Origin of the sequence: Arthrobacter methylotrophus, from assembly GCF_039539965.1 — a bacterium.
Taxonomy (GTDB): Bacteria; Actinomycetota; Actinomycetes; order Actinomycetales; family Micrococcaceae; genus Arthrobacter; species Arthrobacter methylotrophus.
Map to the genome: position 1 here is coordinate 1,991,524 of NZ_BAABED010000001.1, position 18,474 is coordinate 2,009,997.

The following is an 18,474-nucleotide window of genomic DNA, read 5'->3' on the forward strand; positions in this document are numbered from 1 at the left end:
CGAGAAGCCCTTTCCGGGAGGCCGGTCAGTCCCATATCGACGCATGTTCCCCAGTATGAACACAAGCATCCAAATGACCGTTTCCCTCCGTCGGGTCTTCCGCAAGACCCGCCGTGCCCTGCGCCGATCGGCTCCGGCGGCCATGGCCCTCTGCCTGCTCGCCGCACTCGTCGGCGCCACCCTGGTCGGGGTTTTCTCCCGGTGAGCAACTAAAGAACCTCGCTGCTCCTGCGTTCGCTGGCTCGTCTACGCATGTTTCCCGGTAGATGACCGCCCGTGGCCCGATGCCCCGGGGATACGACGACCCCAGGAGCAGGCTTTGACGATCACCGCGGCACCGCCGGCAAGAAAGAACCAGACATTCGCGTTCCGGGCAGAGGGCGCTGACGGCAGGCCCAAGTCCGGCACGGCTGTCGCCTCCACCCGCGAAGCCGCGATCGCCAAGCTGGCCGCCAACCCCGAATACACGTCCATCCTTGCGGTCCGGCAGACCGGTACTACCGTGGTGGGCAAGAAATCCAGGCCCAAGGCCCGCGCCATGATTGCCGCCAGCCGGCAGCTCGCTCTCTATCTTGAGGTCGGCTACGACGAACGGGCCGCGATCACCGAGATCCTGGACGACGGGGAAATCGGCGACGTCGTGCTGGCCTACGGCCTGTCCGAGGTGCTGAAAGACATGAGTTCCGACGGCGTCAAAATGCACGTCGCAATGGCCAAGCACCCCTACATCTTCCCGGACCTGATGACACGGACCCTCGCGGCCGGGGACGCCGGCGGCTTCGTCGCGGACGCCGCAAACCAGGTGGCAAACGACCTGGAAAGCGAGGACGAACAGCGCGCCAAGGTCAAGAAGGCATTGACCTATCCCATGGTGGTGCTGGCCCTCAGTTCAGCCATTTTCATCTTCCTGATGATGTACGTCGTGCCCAAGTTCGGTGCCATGTACAAGGATCTGAGCCACGGCAAGGCGCAGCTTCCGGTCCTGACCCAGATGGTCATGGCAGTCTCGGCCCAGATGGCCTGGGCCGTCCCGCTCCTGGCCGTGCTCTCCGTCATCGGAACCATCTGGTACCGGCGCAACTCAAAGGAGACCAAGGTCCGCGAATTCGTGGACCCGCTCAAGCTCAAACTGCCGGTTTTCGGCAAGTTGTTCCGGGACATCGCCCTGACCAAGTTCTGCCGCATCATGGCTTCCCTGGCCATGCACCATGTCCACATCACCGACGCTTTGGCGATCACCGCTGGTTCTGTCGGAAACGTGGTCATGGAGAACGCCATTTTGAAGGCCCGTGACGGCAAACTCAAAGGCCAGTCCATCATGGAGCCGCTGCGCGAAGAGCCGCTGTTTCCGAAGATGTTGCTCAAGTTCCTTGCCCTGGGCGAAGACACCGGCAAAACCGCGAAGTCCCTCCAGTCTGTCGGCAAGCTGTATGAACGCGACGTCGAACACACGACCAACAACATGGAAGCCTACGTCCAGCCGATCTTCCTTATCGGGATCGCGGGCATGGTTTTGATCATCGCCCTGGCGATCTACCTTCCATATTTTTCCCTCGGGGACGTCGTCTCGCCGTACTAGATCTTAATGTCCGGGATGCAACTGAGCAAGGACGACACCGAGCTCCTACGCGCTGCTACTCAAAGGGGCTCCGGCGCCAAGGAGACGGAACTGCGCGAGTCGGAGGACAAGTAGCAGGTGCGATCAGCTTAGGCTGGCATCATCGCTGATTAGGCGGAGCCACGAAAGCGTACTTACCCTACGGCCGGGGCGGTCGGGTGTAAGGGGTTTTCCTGACAGGTACCGAGGATTTCCACTCAAAGGTCGGATTCCAGTCCCAATTGAGGGGCGGATGATTCCGAAATTTAATCCCTACCGGATCGTCGTCGAACGGATCAAAATCAACGAAGTCATCGGATCCCTGCGCCCACTTCTCAAATCGGTCTGGCATCTCGAGTACGAAACTGGCATTCAAGCCAGGCCTCGACCTTTTCCGGGATCGGCGCCCAGCGGCTTCACGCAAGGCGAGAATTGTCGTTAGTTCTGGCCACCTGCCAGCTAAGCTGTTGGCCAGCTCGGATTCATCCGTCCTTCCCTCGGTCAGAGCGAGCACAACGTAGGCGAGCAGAGTTCGAGCGGTCCGTAAAAATGCTGTCGAATCGGAGGGAGCACCCCAAGTTCTTTCTTGCGCCTGCACAAGCTCGAGCGACCCTCTAAGCTGTTTGATCACAGGCCAGGGGAATTTCGCTCCTTCATTGAGCTCTCTAACCAGACGCTCAAGTGCCTTCCCTGACTGCTCGCCTGGGGCTTCAGTCATGCCCTGATTAAGGGCTCCGTCGATCAGCCACCAGGCGACGCCCGGCACCCACCCATAGAGGCCGTAGCAGACGAAATAGTCCCACATGTCAGAAGCCGCCCTGGCCTCTTTTCCGCTACCAAGAAGCCAGTTCATGGTGACGGCATCATTTAGGGAAGCTAACTCTTCCGCGTAAGTTTCCAGCACTTCCGTTACCACTGGTGACCAGGCTTCATTAAAACGGGTACCTGATCCCGACAGTTGGAGACTTGCCCAGCCATAAAGGAACTTTCGGCGGGTAAGGGAAGCAGAGCCAGGGCGCAGGTACTCCGACTGAAAGTGGTCTCTCGCTGGCCCGCTTATCTGTAAAAGGGCCGTGAAGATCTCGGGATCACTTGCGAGTTCCCACCCTTGTGTGATGATCTCAAATCCTTTTTCTCTCGCATGCGGTGCCAGATTTGCGCCGTCCATTAAACGCAGCAAGAGAGTGGGGGGAGTTGCGCCCAGACATAGGCTGATGAAGACGTTGGTCGCCCCCCGGGTGCGTGTTTGATCAAAGCTCTGAATCAAAAGCTCCGGCAACAGAGATGTACTGTCTTTTTCATAAGCTTCGCGGAGACGCGTAGCCATGTCAGCTGCGTTCTCAGCCTCCCTTGCAAACGCTTCTGCGGCAAAAAATTCGTAGAAGGTCCTGTGTGTGAACGAGAAGATCCGCTGGCCGCCATATTTACTGGTTCCAGTTACTCCGAGAAGCCATGCGCGTCCTGCGCAGAAGTCTAGAAAGTCCTTGGCGGTAGATTCTGCCTTGCTTTGCATGAATCCAAGGTCAGACACCATGTAGTTAGAGAGGCTCTTGACAATGATTTGCTCTTCGAGTCCCGCTTGTGCAGCTGACGAGTTGTAAATCCATCGGGCAATTTCTTCCATGAGTCTGTCCATGTAGTCAGGCAGTACTTCGAAGTGTCTGATCTGACGGTGTGCGTCCCATTTATGAAAGAGAAGTTGGGCGCATTCTCTGTAAATTCCTCTTCTGTTCGCCGGAATGGCGCCGCTGTCGCGATAAAGGATGCATAGTAGGGACAAAAGCAGAGGGTTGGCTCGAAGGTCGCTGACTGCTTCCGATTCGGCGAGGAAGTGATCTACGAGATTGTCCCTTTTGTTCTTGCCAAACCAGCGTGTGCAGTACTCCTCGATCTGATCGTCGGAGAACTCTTGCAGGCGGACGCTACGGAACACCTTGGCGTTCAAGGGTGCATTTACATATCCAACCTCTCTAGTGGTGACGAGTATGGATGCAGAAGGAAACTGGGCCGTTAGGCGGTGGATTCGCTTCACCATGTCCTGACGACGAGGCAAATCCGTTATCTCATCGAGTCCATCGAAGACCACAGCAATTTTGCCCGTTAGCAACAGTGCTTCTAGCGCCGATTCCTTCACCGGCAGGTGTTCAGCAGAGAGTTGTTTCGAGGCGTACCCCACGAGCGAGTTGGTGAATCCGTCACGGGCATAGTCGCGGCACTTGAGTACCACGCTGGGTAGGACAGGATTTCGCATTTGGGGGTTGGCCAGGCCTGCTGTCAGGAACTTCACGAATGTTGACTTACCCGCTCCGGGGGAGCCCATGATGAGGACACGAAAGGGTGCACCGGATGAGACCAGCCCTCCTGAGTCTTCAATGGAATCTGTACTAACCCCGACGAAGTCTCGACTGACGTATAAATCGTCAAAGCTCACTTGGCTGTCAACTTCCGCATGGCCAATGATCGGATCCTGCTCGCCGGCGCGGATAGAGTCGGCGAGATTCACTGAAAGCTCCGCGGTTTTTTGAAGGGTTCCCAGGTCACCCGTGAGGGCAAGCAATCTACCTATGTAGGCCCGATTAGCACCTTCGTTTTCCTTGAGCCGTAGCGGTGTGGCAAGAAATTCAGAATAGGCCTCGATTTCATCCTGCAGCTCAGGGGAGTGGCTGGAGTCAGGGAGGGAGCCTCGAAACAGTGCTGCAATCGAGGCGAACAGTGCATCACCGCTTTTTACCCATTTCTGTCCACCTTGAATGTTCCACCGCTTGCATTCGTTAAGGAACGCGGTACGGGCGCCTTCGACCACATCCTCTGCCTCAGAGAGGACGGTCCCTAATGCTAGGAGGCTAAGGATGGGCTTGACCGGGTCGCTCTCAAGGAATGCGTGTATGTCGGACACCTGGGCAGCGGACAGCATCCTTTCTCCGCCTGACAGAGCACTCAGCTTCAGCCACTTCTGATCAATCGTTCCACTCAACCGGGCGCGACGATAAGCGGATCGCACGCCCTTGGTCCCCGTTTGCAGCAACGTCGAGGTGCCGCTGGCGATTGAGACGGTTGCAGCAGCGGTGGCGAGGGGTTCCATACGGGAACTTTATCCATTTTTTCTAAGTCTCGGAGGATTGGTGCCCGAAACTGAGGTTCTCCAGTCACTAGCTCTGAAGACTGGGGAGCCGCGCGCCGTTCAGGTCGGAGGCCGTGGCATGGCTGGGCGGTTCCAGGACGCGCTGGTTGGGTTGGAGAACGCACAGAAGGCGTTTGCAGCAGAGGGGCTTCCAATAGGGGGCCCAGACAATGCTTCAGCTAGCGAACGTCTACGAATGGCTCGGCGATTATGTCCGGCACTTTCGATAACCCACGCGGCAGAAGACCTTGTCGCTCATCGGCTGACCGATAGCCCCAATGAGGCTGCAATCAGCGCCGCCATCGAGTAGCAAATGTCACAGATTGTATGGGCAGCACAAAACCGTCTACTGACCTGACCACGCCTAGGAGAAGAACTGTGCAATCCGTACGGCCAACATGTCAAGAACCTTCCCCTTCGCCAGTCTCTCGAAAGACTTTGTCTATCAGGACATGACGGTGCTGACCGCGCCGTTCAAGTAATTGGTTGCGGCCTTCGCATCCGTCACGTCGGCGGTGGCTATGCTCTGGAAGCCCGCTACGCACTTCATAGTGTCAACGGCTGAGCTGATGTCCTCACCGTGGATCTTGCCGAAGACCGTCGTGTAGAGCATGCCAACAGTCTCAATGCCGAACCACAGGGCCGTCGCAAGGTAGGCCGGGGGAGAGGACTGAAGATGAACCCCCTTCAGGCCGCTCGATTCATCCACTCCACTTTTCGCCCGGGCTGATGATGTCGATGACGTTGCCGGGCTTCGAAGTGCGGTGATGTAATTGCGAGCCGGAGGACCATCTGGCCGGAATCGAGGCTCTGGTCTGCCATGGTCAGGCCCGGGGTAACAGACATAGAAATAGCCACCCATGATACTCCTACCTGGGTAAGGAGCTTTCGGCGGCCGGAGGGCTCAAGGAGAGCACAAATTGTTAATCTAGGAGCTACGCGACGTCCGATCCATTGTTAATGTCCACTGAAAAAGCCTGAAAGCAGTGGGGCCGATTGTTAATGTTCAAGCGGACTGGACACTTAAAAAATCAGGTGGTGGCGGTCCGCGGCCATCAAATACATCTCATGGCCTGAATGCCCCCGTCCACACCGGACGGGGGCATTTTGAGCGCTGCCAGGACGTGAGCCTCAGCCTGTGGGAGCCGCGGAGCCAGAATCTACGCATGTTTCCCGGTAAGGGGCGAATCCGCCCGTCAAAGACACTCCGGGCGGTCGCGACAAATGCCCGGGTTCGAGAAAGGCAAGACCTTTGGGGGAAATCTTCCGACTCCTGGATCCGCACGAGGCACGCACCCGGTTAGGTCATGGGCACCGCCTCGCAAACGAGCAGAAACGTGATGCGGGCTTCTCGCTGATCGAAATCATGGCAGGCATGGCCATCATCGCCATCCTGGCCCTGGCCATCCTGCCGCAGTTCGCCAAGTACTTCGAACGCGCCGCCGTACAGAACCTCTCCTCTGAGGTTTCCAACGCCGCGCTGACCGTTGACTCGGACTTCTCCCTCACCGGCAAGGCCAAGTACGTGCAGGCGAACGTCGACGCCTCGGTGGCTTCCGTGAACAAGGACAGCGAAACCACCCTTAGCGACGTCGTCGATGCCTCCGGCTTCTTCTACACCATCAAAGGCGTCAACGTCGCGGTCACCAATTACTGCCTGAAGTACGTCAGCGCCGGGGCCACGGCCGGCCTGCAGGTGACAACTAAGGCGGCCAACCCGACCTGCTCCTGACCGGATACCCGCCCGTCGCACGCCTGCGCGGCAGTGGGGGACCGGAATTCGAATATCTACGCATGTTCCTAGTTGTAGGCGTCTCGCCGACAACAGACATCCGGGCTTGTGTGTTGCCGCCCGAATCGAGAGAGGTTTTACCTTGAGCAATATCGCCCTTCTCCTGGATCCCCAGGAAGCCCGTGCCCGGATGAAACGCCGGGAAGACGCCGCCCCGGTCCGCAGGAAGCGCCGGGATGCCGGTTTCTCGCTGATCGAAATCATGGCAGGCATGGCCATCATCGCCATCCTGGCCCTGGCCATCCTGCCGCAGTTCTCCAAGTACTTCGAACGCGCCGCCGTGCAGAACCTCTCCTCCGAGGTTTCCAACGCCGCGCTGACCGTCGACTCGGACTTCTCCCTCACCGGTAAGGCCAAGTACGTCCAGACCAACGTGACCGCCTCGGTCGCGTCGGTGAACCACAGCCCGGATTCGACCCTGACCGGCACCGTGGACGGCACCGGCTTCGGGTACACCATCACCGGCACTAACAACGCGATCACGCACTACTGCCTGAAGTACACCAGCCAGGGTGCAGCGGCCGGCCTTCAGGTAACGCCGATGCCGGGAACCGGAACCTGCCCGTAGCAGGACCCGCTCGTGGAAGCGGTCGGGGCCACACGCTCCGGCCGCTTCCTGCAGCTAGACACCTCAAAACAACAGCACCAGCTTCAGCGGAAAGGTCCCCATGTCGGCGCACGAACACCCTACAGACGACGCCCTGTCCGAGGCCGTCGCAGGAATGGGCGCCGCACTGCTGAAGACCCTGCCGTCCCGTGGATGGGTTCACGACCGAAGCGCCGCAGCCTGGGGCGACATCGAATTCTTCGAGTCCACCGATGCCGGGCTTCAAGCCCCGCAGACCATCGACTTCGCGGAGATGATTGCATGACAACCACCTGGTCAGGACGCCGCCTCCTCCACCGGTTCATGAAGCAGGACAAGGGCTCCATCATCCTCGAAGGTGTCGTGAGCCTGGGGATCATTTCCGTTCTTACCCTCGGGTACACCAGCGTTTCCACTCATGCGACTGTCACACAACGGACCGCCGTCAACGAGACGATCGCCGTCCAGGCAGCCCAGGACGCAATGGAGAAGGCCAAATCCACCAGCTGGGCCAACGTCGGCACAGACGTCGCCTCATCCGTGGCTCTCCCCTCGGGGGTGACGCCTATCGTGGGCGGAGCCCTTCCGGCCAACCCGGTACCTTCTGTGATCCGCGGCGTTCCCATCACAGTCAAGACGGCAGTGGGCTGGCAGCAGAAACCGAACGGCATTTCGGAATTCGGCGTGAAGGTCGTCTCCGTCGAAGTTTCCTGGCAGGACGTCACCGGGGATGCCTCGACGGCGCATACGAAAACGCAACAGATCCTCATCACCCCCGGCATCGGCGAAGCCGTCCCGTCCGGGGTCCGCGGCTCGGTCGAGACCGCCCCGGTTCTCCCGACACCAACCCCCACGCCGACTCCTACTCCCACCCCGACGCCGACCCCCACCGCAACTACGCCTCCGCCAGCCCCGGCCTCTCCATTCACTGACGTGCCGACCAACCACCCCTTGTACAGCGACATCCTGTGGATGTACACCCAAGGGGTCAGCACAGGCTGGCTGGAAAGCGACGGCACCCGGACCTACCGGCCCGCCACCATGACCACACGCGACCAGATCGCCGCAGTCATCTACCGCCAGCTGGGCTCCCCGGTGTTCACCGCCCCGACGACTTCCCCGTACACGGACCTGACCCCGTCGAGCAGCTCCTACACGGAGATCACCTGGCTTGCCTCGATGGGCATCACGCCCTGGAGCGGCACGACCTACGGGTCCACGACCCAGGTCACCCGAGAAGACCTTGCGGTCCTCATGTACCGGATGGCGGGGCGCCCCGCTTACACACCGCCGACCGTTTCGCCCTTCAGCGACGTCCCGGTAAACCGGACCCATTACAAAGAAATCACCTGGCTCAATTCCACGGGCATCGCTACCGGATACCCGGACGGAACCTTCCAGCCGGGGATGAGCGTGCAGCGCGACGCCCTGGCAACCTACGTCCACGCATACAACACCCTGTTCGGCAAGACGGTCCCCGCCGTCTACTCGGCCATTGACCAGAAGTATGACGCCGTCAACGGCCCGGTCCTCCTCGGCGCGCCCTCCAGCCCCGAGGTCTCCGGTCTCGTCAGGGGCGGCAAGTACCGGTGCTACACCACCGGCTGCATCCTGTGGTCCCCGGCCCAGGGAGCCACCCTGTCCATGAACGGCCCCATCCGAACCCTCTGGGGATCCTTCGGGTTCGAGTCCAGCTGGCTCGGGTACCCGACCAACGACGGCGTCAGCGGGTTGAAGAATGGCGGCACGTCCCAGGACTTCGAAGGCGGTTCCATTTTTTGGTCCTCGGCAACCGGCGCCCATTCCGTTGATGGCGCGATCCGCGGCGCCTGGCTGGCTGCCGGAGCCCAGGACGGATGGCTCGGCTACCCGACCACCAACGAGATCACCGGCTTGAAGTACGGCGGCGCCAAACAGAACTACCAGAGCGGCTACATCTACTGGTGGCCGAATGTCGCCACCACGTACGTGCATGGTGCCATCGGTGCCACCTGGATCAGTCTCGGGGCCGAGAACAGCAGCTACGGCTACCCCCGGACCAGCGAATACATCTGGAACGGCAACCCCCGTCAGGACTTCGAGAACGGATATATGACATGGACGGCAACCGGAGGGGTGGTGCTGCACTGATGGGGGACTGGATCCGATACCGCTTCGAAGACATCCGCCGCAGGGGTGTCCGTGACAAGGGCTTCATTCTTGTCTCCACAATCATGCTGTTCGTGCTTGTCGCCGGGACGGTGTACTGGCTCATCTCGGCCACGGACCGGACCATCAAGACTTCCGTGCAGACCTCCGACTTCGTCCAGTCCGGGCAGCTCGCCGACCTGGCCATCCAGGACGCGATGTACCAGCTGAACCAGATCCAGCCGGCGACGCTGCCGAACCTCGGCTCACCGCGTACCGGCGGCACGTCGAACGACGGATCCTGGACCTGGTACGCGGACCCGGTAACCATGGGTGACGGTGGCAAACGAACCATGCTCCACGCCACCGGCACCTTCCGCGGGGCAATCCGCAAGGTCCAGGCCACCGTCGTAGGCTCACGGGTGGGCGGCTTCAAGACCGAGACGGACAAATCCATCACCTACCAGGTGGCCCCGTCCACGGCCTTCACCCACACCCTGATGGGCAAGTCTGTCACGGTCCAGAACGGCATCAGCGGCGCCGACCCCTTCCTCACCGGCTCCATCGGGCTGCTTGGCAGCGCTCTGTCAACCGCACCGGCTGCCGGAACGACGGGCACATCCACCGCCGCCACCTACCAGTACGGGCCGCAGGCAACTTCGCTGAGTGTTCCGGGTGCCATCCGTGCACCCGCCGGCCTGTCACTGAATCCATCGTTCATCACCGACAACATGAGCGGATGCGGCGGCGCCATCCCGCAGCCCTGGACCGCATCCCGCAACGGTGGCGTCCTGACCGCCAATGACACCGTCGGATGCTATTCCTCGATGAACTTCGACGTTCCGACGGTCATCCAAGGTGACGGGTCCTTCAACGCCTATGTCTCCGGCGGGGTCATGGTCAGCCAGAACATCAGCGCATCCTCGGGCACCGGGCTGAACATCTACACCAACGGCAACGTCACCTTCCCGACCGGCAGCGCCGCCGGGACCTCCCTGACGGTCCGGAACCTGTACGTCTACGCGCCGCAGGGCCTGTGCGCCACCACGACAACGGACCCGGGCGGGTTCCGTTCACTCACCAAGAGCCTGGACTTCTCCGGATCCCTGGCCTGCAACACCATCCAGGTCGCCGGTCAGTTCCGCAAGGGCGACAACACCGACATCAACTACCCGGACCATCTGGGGCCGGTCGGACCCGCCGGCGACTCCGTCTTCGACAACACCGTCTGGTACCTCGCCGATTACCAGCAGCCCTCCGGAGCCAATGCGACGCACTAGAGCAGCAGCAGGTACCAGCCCGTCGGAAAACGATTCGGCCGCACACAGGAAAGGTATGGCCATGAAAAATTTGATTGCCCGGTACAAGAAGCGTCGCCGGGACGCAGGCGTGGGCCTCGTCGATGCTATTGTCGGTATCGGTCTTGCCTCGATCATCATCGGCGGACCGATCCTCTACTTCACCACGGTGAACCAGAACGCGGCCGGCAACGCGGCCACCCAGTCCCAGAACACCGCCATTTCAACGGCACTGGACCGGACTGTTGCCAACATCCAGGCTTCCGACACCATCCTGTACGCCGGGCCCAACGAACTGGTGACGAGCTCCACCGAAGTCGACCCGGGCAAGGCGGACAACCCTGTCATCACCCGCTGGGTCGTCAACGGCACCACCCTGTACCAGCAGGCCTGGTCGGGCAAGGCCGGCGTGACCTCCTATGACCGCAGCACCCTTCCGACTGCAGCGGGCGAGAGCGCCAACCTGGTCACCCGCGTGTCCGTGGACAACCTGCAACTGACCGGCCAGCTGTTCACCTATTCCGACAAGGCCCAGGCCGACCTGCCCGTCACTGCGACGACGCCGCTGACAACGGATCCCCGGACCACGCCAAATGACGGCAAGCGGACCTACGACATCGCCCTGGTCAACATCGCGATCAAGGCCGGGACCATCGAAAACGGCACCGGCAAGACCGGCATGGTGGAGAGCAAGACTTCCGCCGCGCCGCGTGGCGTCTCCGGCAAGTCCGACGGGTCAAACAGCACCCCGCAGTGCCCGGCCGTCCTGATCACCACCTCGCCGGCCGGACTGCCCGTCATCACCTGGAACACGATGCCCGGGTTCCTGCAGTACCAGGTCAGCCGCAACAGCGGCCCTCTCGCTGTGGTCACCGCCGTACCGACCGATACCCAGAAGTCCTACACGGATGCCACCATCACCCCGGGGCCGGTGGACGTGGTCCAGTACCGGGTCCAAGCCATGAACCCGGACGGCAGCGTGGCCTCCATTGCGTGCACCCCGAAGACCTGGTCCCCGCAAATCGGCGCCCCGGTGTTCAAGAACTCCACGGTGCTGCCTTCGGCCACCCAGGCCCACGAATGGACGGATGGCACCGACAGCGCCCTCGGTCTCAAGAAGCCGCGCATTGTCCTGAGCTGGACGGCCGTGGCCGGCGCTGACAGCTACGACCTGAAATACCGCCAGCTTGACCCGGTTACCGGCAACCCGCTGACCACCGGTTTCACCTCGGCCGCCGCGGGGCTCCCCGCAGCCACGACCACCTTCACCTGGGATGAGGGCGGCTGGGCGAACTCCTACGAGTGGTACATCATCGCCAACGCCCGTACGGGACAGTCCGGCGAGTCCGCCCACATCACGACCCTCACGCACCCGCCTGCACCGCAGAACGTGACGATCACGCCGCAGTACGGCACGGGCTCTGCCCGGTTGACTTCGGGCAACAACGTCATCACCTGGAATGCCGTGCCGACAGCGGTCGCTTACGACGTCTGGCGGTACAACAGCGGCAGCACAGGCGCGGTCACCCTTCTGGGTGAGCTGAACGCGTCCACGCTCTCCTACACTGACGCGGTGCCCTACGGCACGACCTACACCTATTACGTCTCGGCCATCAACGATGGACCGCGCGGCAATGGCAGCGGCAAGGCCTCCAGCGCCAACCCCGAAGCCGGGGTCGCGCCCGCCACGGGGGTGATGCCGACTGCGTCCTTCAAGGTGCCGTCGGGCGCTACCCCGACCATGTCGACGGCGCTCTACGCAGTCACCAAAGCGCCGGGCTTCGAACGGGCCGCCAGCACCACCCCCGTGACCCCCGCACCGACTCCGGTGACCCAGCTGCAGTACCCTCCGGTCCCTGCCGAGAACCAGTCCCGTGACTACGACGGTTACAACGAGCTGGTCTGGAACCCGTCGCTGTCTGCAACCGGGTACCAGGTCGCGCGCTTCGACCAGCCCGGCGGAGCCAAGGTCTGCCTGACAGCCAAGTGCGGCAGTGTCGACGGAACAGACAGCACCTCCGGCGGCACGACAGCTACCAAGCTGGATGACCGCGGCCCGCAGGGTACCGGCCTTGCCAACGGCACGAAGTACTACTACGCCGTCCAGGCCTACAACCCCACCGGTGTCAGCGTCGATCTCTCGACCGTGAAGGCCATGACCCAGCGTCCTGCCGCCCCGGCCCTGACGCTCGTGCGCGCACCGAGCCAGACTGACCCGTCCGCGGACTTCTCCATCACTCAGAACGCAGACGCCGGCAACTCGGCAACCAACAAGTTCTGCACGACGACGACGTGCGAGTACGACCTGCTCAAGGGCACCACGGTCGTGGCCGCGAACAGCCACACACAATCCGGCGCAGCCGTGAACTGGAACGGAGCGGACAGCCCCGACGGTTCAACCACCACCTTCACGGCACGGTCGAAAAACGAAGCCGTGACCAACGGCGGCTACAGCAACACCACGTCGACCACGGTCAACACCTACCCGGGCGGCTTCTGGGTCGCAGGACGCACCGGGGACCTCGGCATGGGCCAAGGAATGCGAATCAAGGTCAACGCGACCAACATCTCCGACGCGCCCGTCGACTCCAACGGCGCCACCACCATCAAATGGAGCGGCTCCGCAGGGGCAGCCACCATGGACGTGGTGCGCCGTTCCCTCGGCGGAGACACCGTGTCACCCGGCGGGGATTCATGGGGCCTGTCCCGCAGCGCCGTCCGCGAAAACATCTACCCCGGTGCCGCTGACGGAGGCTGGGACGATCTCGCCGCACCCGGCGCGGTCTTCCAGTACAGCCTCACTGCCACCGCGCCGAACGGGCTGAAGCGGACGGTCCAATCCCAGCCGGTCCTGACCCCGGCGGCGACCTCCAAAGCCGGCCTCCTGCAGGTCACCTGCTCAGGCACCGACCAGCGCGCGTTCACGCAGGCCCAGATCGGGTACACCTCCGACGGCTCTTACTACACCGGTGCGATGTCCTGGCCGTACCCGCAGCAGATCATCGGAGCAAAGCTGATCTCCGACGCCGGACACCCGGAAGGCCTGGACGGCTCACCCGTGTACGGGATCGCCGCGCAGACCGACTACCTGGGCATTGTCAGCAACGGCACCAACTACTACTCCCCGGACAACTTCAGCTACACGGGCTGGAATTACTCGGCAACAGGACGCTGGAACGGCGGGGTGGCCTCCGGCACTGGAAAGGGCTACTACCAGGGCCTGAAGAATGGCTTCGACGTCGTCACCCGCGGCGTCACGTTCCAGCTGCCTAACCCTGCCACCGGGCAGCTGCAGTCCTACACGGAGCCGGACTCGGCGTACATCACGGCCACCATCCAGGTGACCGGAACGTTCCAGTTCAAGAACACGTGCGCACCGGCCGGCAGCACCGGCAATGCCCTGATCGAACCGCCGGCGCCGTGCTACAGCTTCACCGGTGCCTACTGCGCGGTCCCGGCTTACGAAAACCGGCCGAAGTGGCTGTCGTGGTAAGCAGGCCGGCCCGTCGGCTCACAGAGAGCATAGGGACACCATGAAGCAAGGTAAGAAGTCCTGGGGCCGCCGTCGGGTGACGGCCGTGATTGCCGGTATCACCGGCGTCGCGGCCGTCACCGTGGGTGCGGTGCTCCTCATTAACACCGCCGCCGAGGGGACGCCGCAGGCCACCGGAATTCCGGCCTACGCTCCGGCCAACTCGGATACCCTCGTGGTGGCTCCGTACACGGAGAACTGGTGGGCGAAGATCACCGCCATGGCTCCACGGGAATTCATGCTCGATCAGATCACCCCTGACCATGATCTGAAAATCGCCCACATCGGCTACTCGCGCAGCCAGGACACGGTGGAACGTCCGGTTCCCGGCCCCTTGCGGGTGTTCTTCATCGAAGCGGCCGATGCGGCGGAGGCCGGCCGCATCGCCACCTGGTTGAAATCCGCCACGGGCTACGATCACCGGGCCATCCATGTCAACGGCAGCATCATCGCCATTACCGCGGCATGGATCAAGGACTATAACGTCCCCTCCCAGTCGATGGCCTCGGACCCGCAGTTCAGGACGGCGCTGACCGATAAGAAAGCCAGCATGTGGTTCAGCCCGGTCCGCGAAGCAGCGTCCCTGACGGGGGTCGGGAACCCGGAGAAGACCAAGGCCTTGGAAACCTACGTGGAGAAGGGTATGGGCTTCAGCAACGACACCGCATGGTCCGGGACCAGTTCCGACGGACAGTCCTGGTCAGGGACCTTCACCGCGGGCGGGGTGGATCCGGCCCGGGTCAACTTCACCGATGCTTCCTCGGCACTGATGTCCCAGCGGAAGGTGCTGGCCACCATGGACACGAAGCCAGGCCAGAATACGAAGTCCACATATCTGGTTTCCGATCCCGGACTGAGTGCTGTCCTTACGACGACAACGGTGTCGGTGTCATCGGCCGGCTCCCTCGGAACGAACGCCATGCCCTCGAATGTTCCGAGCGTCCAGGATGCCAAGATGACAGCGGTGCAGAACTTGACGACCTTGACCCGGGCCGCAACCGGTGACCCGGGGGACTCTGAAAGCGTGACCTCTCGGTCGATGTCGGCCAACGGTACAGAAATGATCATGTCATTCACGTATGCTCCAACTCAGGAGAAGTGAGAGACGAGTTTTTGACGAGATGCAATCTCGCATGTAACGTCCAGGATATGGAGAAGAACTTGAAGCGACTTTATTCCGGCATCGGCACGACCGCACTGCTCGGCGCGTCTCTGGTCCTGGGGGCCGGGGCAGCCAACGCTGCCGGCTGCCCCTCCGGTGAGGTCTGGAGTCCGATGGCCGGCGGTGGCGGCTTCTGCGCACCCGCGTACAGCGGCGGCGGCTCGGGCGGCGGCACTGGGACCAACCTCGGCGGCGCCCCGGTCTACACCGCCCCTCAGGCTCCCGTGGAGCAGGGGCCGGCCGCGCCCGCGGCTCCGGTGCGCACCTACGTTCCGCAGCCTCCTGTCTACACTCCGCCTCAGGCACCGGCGGCCCCGGCTCCCGTCTATCAGGCGCCCGCACCGCAGGCTCCCGTCTACCAGGCACCCGCGGGCGGTGGCGGCTACGTTGCGCCGAGCGGGAACGCTCAGGCGGGGACCTACTCTGGCGACAGCGGCTACACGCCTCCGGCGCGGAGCTACGTGAACCCCGGAACCGGCGCCACGCTGCAGCAGACCGACGCGGGAACCTGGGTCGACGCGGCCACAGGAGCTGCGGTCGATCCTGCAACCGCCGCGGCCGCCGATGCTGCTGCACCTGCGGCAGCTCCCGACCAGGCGACTCCCGACCAGGCGGCCGCCGATGCGGCCAAGGCCCAAGCCGCCGCGAAGGCTGCCGAGGAGAAGAAGACTGCTGAGATCAAAGCGGCCGCTGAGACCGCCGTGATCAAGGAGAACGTCAAGGATGCTGTGGCGAAGGCCTGGGCCTCACGCTAGCTGGATCGTGATTTGAAATGCCCCGCCGCGGAATATGCGGCGGGGCTTTTTCGTTCCGTTTGTGGCTTGGATCGCTTGGCGTAAAGACGCTAGACTGTTACGGTAAACGCTTTTCCCGCCGCACACCCTGGAGCCCCATGACCACCGCCCCCGCAACCAGCCCCCTGGAGTCTTTCCAGCACGGCCGTGACACCTTCCTCGCCGTTGTGCTGGGCGGTATGTCAGGGCTCGAAACTTCTGTCCTGGAATTCCAGCACCAGCACGAACGGCAGGCCCGCGTCGCCGGCGCCGAGCTCGCAGAGGTACTCCGCGATAAGTCGCGGCTCGAAGACCAGCTAGGGGAGCAGGCACTGGAGCTCGAAGCGTCCCGCACCCACGTCTGCGCCGTCCCGGACACGCGTGGCTATTTCGCCGCTGATGACGCGAGTGACTCCTCGCCGATGTCTGTTCCGGCCGCAGCAGTAGCCTCCGTTTCTGAAGATGCAGCACGGACCATCTCCGAACTGCGTGCCGGTCTTGAGGCAGAACAGCGCGTTAGCGCCGGAATCCGTGCCGAGCTCGAAGCCGAGAAGATCATCAGCGCCGGACTCCGGACGGAGATCGACAAGCTCGACGGCGCCCTGGACGACGTCGAAGGACAGCTGCGCTCCGCCAGCGAGGCGCACATCCACTACGTCCGCGAGACCCAGGAGAGATTCGACCAGCGCCTCGCTGCAGGCGTCCGCGGCGCCGAGACGGGTGTCCGCGGCGAAGCGGTCCGGATCATCGAGGCGATCGCCGCCGACAACCCGGCACTGGCCGAAGCGGCCGACCTGTTCTCGGTTGCGTTCCCCGCGGAGGCAGCGCCGGAAGACAACGCGCAGGAGATCTATCCGCTGCGTGCTGAGGAGACCCAGGGAGCAGACACCGATCCTGAACAGGCTGAGGCTCCTGCAGCCCCGCAGCTGGCCGATGAGCCCGACTGGGACCATGTAGGAGCCACCACGGCACCTGCGGCCGAGGACTTTTTCAATGCCCTCCCGGCGCCGGAACCGGAAGCTGCCCCGGCGCTGATGACCCAGGCCCTCCACCCTGCCCCGGACCTGTCCGATGACGCCATCCTTGATCCGAACTTCTTCGACAACCCGGAGCCGCTCGAAATGCCCGCCGGCGAAACCGTCCAGGCGCCCGCACCGGCCGATACCCAGGCCGATGTCCCCAAGCCCGGCTACGGTCTCTTCGGTCGCAAGAAGGAAAACCAGAACGCCTAACCTCCAGACGCCTGGCCTCAACGCCCCCGGCAGATTTCCCGCCGGGGGCTGCTGGTATGTGCGAAACTTGGCGAATGGCGCGATCAACGCCAGCCACTGACCGCTGGTTACAAAACGTGCGTCGACTATTCTGGCAGGGCCTTGACCCTGTCGTACAAACGGCGGCGCTGATCTTGGTGAGCGCCGGGGTCGTCCTTATGACGCTAGGATTCACAGCAGATGCGACAGGATTCTGGAAGCACGCCTCCTTCTCGCCCAGCATCCTTTCCTCTCTTACGTCGGCCTGCTTCGGAATCCCGCTGGCTCTTGTCGTCCTCCGCTATCTGATTGATCAGCAAGATGAGCTTTCAGCCCGACGCGCAGCTTATCGCCTGGCGACGGCAACCGCCCGGCAGATGGATGATCTAGCGGAGTTGTTGATCAGAGACAAAGCTGCCCTCGAAGAGGCAAGGTCGCAAATTTTTGTTTGCATTCTCTGGAGACGCAGCTTTGATCCACTCCCTGGGGCTCGGCAATCGCGCATCGAGGCCTTTATCCCGGGGACAAGGTCATATAGGAGGAGGGCGTCGTTGCTGAGGAAATATGACGAGCCGGCGAAAAGCAACCTCCTTCGTGCTTACGAGTCGTTTCAACGGGCCATTGCTCCTCATCCGGAACGCTTTCAGATACTTCAGGAGATGGGCTTCACCTGGCGCTATCTCGATGAGACCGTCCGTCCAAAGCTCCTGGAATCTGGCTTGAACTGGCTGGATCCGGAAACCGTTGCCGAGTTGCGACGAGTCTCATGGGATCCGTTTGAGGATGACGGCAGATGGCCAGGGCAACAAATGGTCCACATCAAGGGTGACGCGGCACACATCTTGTTGTCATCGTCGATGGAACTTAAACCTGAGGTTTTCCGCAACGCGATGCTGGACCTTGCCGATAGTTTAATTTCATACAATTCAGCACTCGAACGGATACTGAGTCTCGTGAGCGAAATCAGCGACCAGCTGAGTGCTGACTCTCCGCAAAAAAGAGAACCCCAGACCCGACAGGCCACTTTGGAGAGATACCGGGACTGGGATGCTGCCAACATGGTGTCAGTAAGCGGCCGTCCGTTCTTGTCCAATGCCGAGCCGCACAGCCACTCGGCCACGGGCCCCACCACGGCAGCCAAACTGGTGGCGGCCGGGTCCTGGAATTCAGAGGACTCTAAGAAGTTCTCCAATCTGCGCCATCTGCCCCGCAATGATGCCATGCGCCATTAGATCT

Annotated in this window: 15 protein-coding genes; 12 read left to right on the forward strand and 3 right to left on the reverse strand. The window is 62.2% G+C overall.

Features of this window, described 5'->3' with window-relative positions; translation table 11 throughout:
* The first annotated feature begins 55 nt into the window (after window positions 1-55).
* Both ABD884_RS10605 and ABD884_RS10610 read left to right on the forward strand, forming a co-directional pair.
* Complete coding sequence (locus ABD884_RS10605; RefSeq protein WP_345045042.1) at window positions 56-205, forward strand: hypothetical protein; 150 nt, start codon at window positions 56-58, stop codon at window positions 203-205.
* A 114-nt stretch (window positions 206-319) separates the two neighbouring features.
* Entirely contained in the window at window positions 320-1,579 is a 1,260-nt protein-coding gene (locus tag ABD884_RS10610; RefSeq protein ID WP_345045047.1) for a type II secretion system F family protein, read from the forward strand.
* A gap of 178 nt (window positions 1,580-1,757) precedes the next feature.
* On the opposite strand, the gene ABD884_RS10615 is transcribed toward ABD884_RS10610, so the two are convergent.
* The 3 genes from ABD884_RS10615 to ABD884_RS10625 all read right to left on the reverse strand — a co-directional run bounded on the left by ABD884_RS10615 (window position 1,758) and on the right by ABD884_RS10625 (window position 5,564).
* On the reverse strand, window positions 1,758-4,679 hold the full coding sequence (locus ABD884_RS10615; RefSeq protein WP_345045054.1) for an NACHT domain-containing protein: 2,922 nt from the start codon (window positions 4,677-4,679) through the stop codon (window positions 1,758-1,760).
* A gap of 484 nt (window positions 4,680-5,163) precedes the next feature.
* On the reverse strand, window positions 5,164-5,427 hold the full coding sequence (locus ABD884_RS10620; RefSeq protein ID WP_345045057.1) for a hypothetical protein: 264 nt from the start codon (window positions 5,425-5,427) through the stop codon (window positions 5,164-5,166).
* Complete coding sequence (locus tag ABD884_RS10625; protein WP_345045062.1) at window positions 5,406-5,564, reverse strand: hypothetical protein; 159 nt, start codon at window positions 5,562-5,564, stop codon at window positions 5,406-5,408. Before ABD884_RS10625 ends, ABD884_RS10620 begins: the two co-directional genes overlap by 22 nt.
* A 406-nt stretch (window positions 5,565-5,970) precedes the next feature.
* Here ABD884_RS10625 and ABD884_RS10630 point away from each other — a divergent pair, with 406 nt between their 5' ends.
* From ABD884_RS10630 to ABD884_RS10675, 10 genes are all read left to right on the forward strand, one after another.
* The gene (locus ABD884_RS10630; protein WP_345045065.1) at window positions 5,971-6,450 is read left to right on the forward strand and encodes a prepilin-type N-terminal cleavage/methylation domain-containing protein; all 480 of its coding nucleotides are present in this window, start codon (window positions 5,971-5,973) and stop codon (window positions 6,448-6,450) included.
* 142 nt (window positions 6,451-6,592) lie between these two features.
* Entirely contained in the window at window positions 6,593-7,078 is a 486-nt protein-coding gene (locus ABD884_RS10635) for a prepilin-type N-terminal cleavage/methylation domain-containing protein (protein ID WP_345045068.1), read from the forward strand.
* Window positions 7,079-7,178: 100 nt separating this feature from the next.
* On the forward strand, window positions 7,179-7,382 hold the full coding sequence (locus ABD884_RS10640; protein WP_345045087.1) for a hypothetical protein: 204 nt from the start codon (window positions 7,179-7,181) through the stop codon (window positions 7,380-7,382).
* The gene (locus tag ABD884_RS10645; RefSeq protein ID WP_345045093.1) at window positions 7,379-9,226 is read left to right on the forward strand and encodes an S-layer homology domain-containing protein; all 1,848 of its coding nucleotides are present in this window, start codon (window positions 7,379-7,381) and stop codon (window positions 9,224-9,226) included. Before ABD884_RS10640 ends, ABD884_RS10645 begins: the two co-directional genes overlap by 4 nt.
* A complete protein-coding gene (locus tag ABD884_RS10650; RefSeq protein ID WP_345045097.1) occupies window positions 9,193-10,503 on the forward strand; it encodes a hypothetical protein in 1,311 nt (436 codons plus the stop codon). Before ABD884_RS10645 ends, ABD884_RS10650 begins: the two co-directional genes overlap by 34 nt.
* 61 nt (window positions 10,504-10,564) lie before the next feature.
* A complete protein-coding gene (locus tag ABD884_RS10655) occupies window positions 10,565-14,014 on the forward strand; it encodes a fibronectin type III domain-containing protein (RefSeq protein ID WP_345045100.1) in 3,450 nt (1,149 codons plus the stop codon).
* Window positions 14,015-14,054: 40 nt separating this feature from the next.
* On the forward strand, window positions 14,055-15,155 hold the full coding sequence (locus ABD884_RS10660; RefSeq protein WP_345045108.1) for a hypothetical protein: 1,101 nt from the start codon (window positions 14,055-14,057) through the stop codon (window positions 15,153-15,155).
* Between the two features lie 47 nt (window positions 15,156-15,202).
* Entirely contained in the window at window positions 15,203-15,970 is a 768-nt protein-coding gene (locus ABD884_RS10665) for a hypothetical protein (protein WP_345045117.1), read from the forward strand.
* A gap of 137 nt (window positions 15,971-16,107) precedes the next feature.
* Window positions 16,108-17,220 (forward strand): hypothetical protein, encoded by a 1,113-nt coding sequence (locus ABD884_RS10670; protein WP_345045123.1) that lies wholly within the window; start codon window positions 16,108-16,110, stop codon window positions 17,218-17,220.
* A 74-nt stretch (window positions 17,221-17,294) separates the two neighbouring features.
* Window positions 17,295-18,470: a hypothetical protein gene (locus tag ABD884_RS10675; protein ID WP_345045129.1), complete on the forward strand. Its 1,176-nt coding sequence runs from the start codon at window positions 17,295-17,297 to the stop codon at window positions 18,468-18,470.
* The last annotated feature ends 4 nt before the right edge of the window (window positions 18,471-18,474 follow it).

Bases quoted from the DNA above. Each gene is read 5' to 3' on its own strand.
- ABD884_RS10650 (WP_345045097.1), top strand. From the start codon at position 9,193: ATGGACGGCAACCGGAGGGGTGGTGCTGCACTGATGGGGGACTGGATC.
- ABD884_RS10605 (WP_345045042.1), top strand. From the start codon at position 56: ATGAACACAAGCATCCAAATGACCGTTTCCCTCCGTCGGGTCTTCCGC.
- ABD884_RS10615 (WP_345045054.1), bottom strand. From the start codon at position 4,679: ATGGAACCCCTCGCCACCGCTGCTGCAACCGTCTCAATCGCCAGCGGC.
- ABD884_RS10640 (WP_345045087.1), top strand. From the start codon at position 7,179: ATGTCGGCGCACGAACACCCTACAGACGACGCCCTGTCCGAGGCCGTC.
- ABD884_RS10660 (WP_345045108.1), top strand. From the start codon at position 14,055: ATGAAGCAAGGTAAGAAGTCCTGGGGCCGCCGTCGGGTGACGGCCGTG.
- ABD884_RS10645 (WP_345045093.1), top strand. From the start codon at position 7,379: ATGACAACCACCTGGTCAGGACGCCGCCTCCTCCACCGGTTCATGAAG.
- ABD884_RS10670 (WP_345045123.1), top strand. From the start codon at position 16,108: ATGACCACCGCCCCCGCAACCAGCCCCCTGGAGTCTTTCCAGCACGGC.
- ABD884_RS10665 (WP_345045117.1), top strand. From the start codon at position 15,203: ATGGAGAAGAACTTGAAGCGACTTTATTCCGGCATCGGCACGACCGCA.
- ABD884_RS10655 (WP_345045100.1), top strand. From the start codon at position 10,565: ATGAAAAATTTGATTGCCCGGTACAAGAAGCGTCGCCGGGACGCAGGC.
- ABD884_RS10625 (WP_345045062.1), bottom strand. From the start codon at position 5,564: ATGTCTGTTACCCCGGGCCTGACCATGGCAGACCAGAGCCTCGATTCC.
- ABD884_RS10675 (WP_345045129.1), top strand. From the start codon at position 17,295: ATGGCGCGATCAACGCCAGCCACTGACCGCTGGTTACAAAACGTGCGT.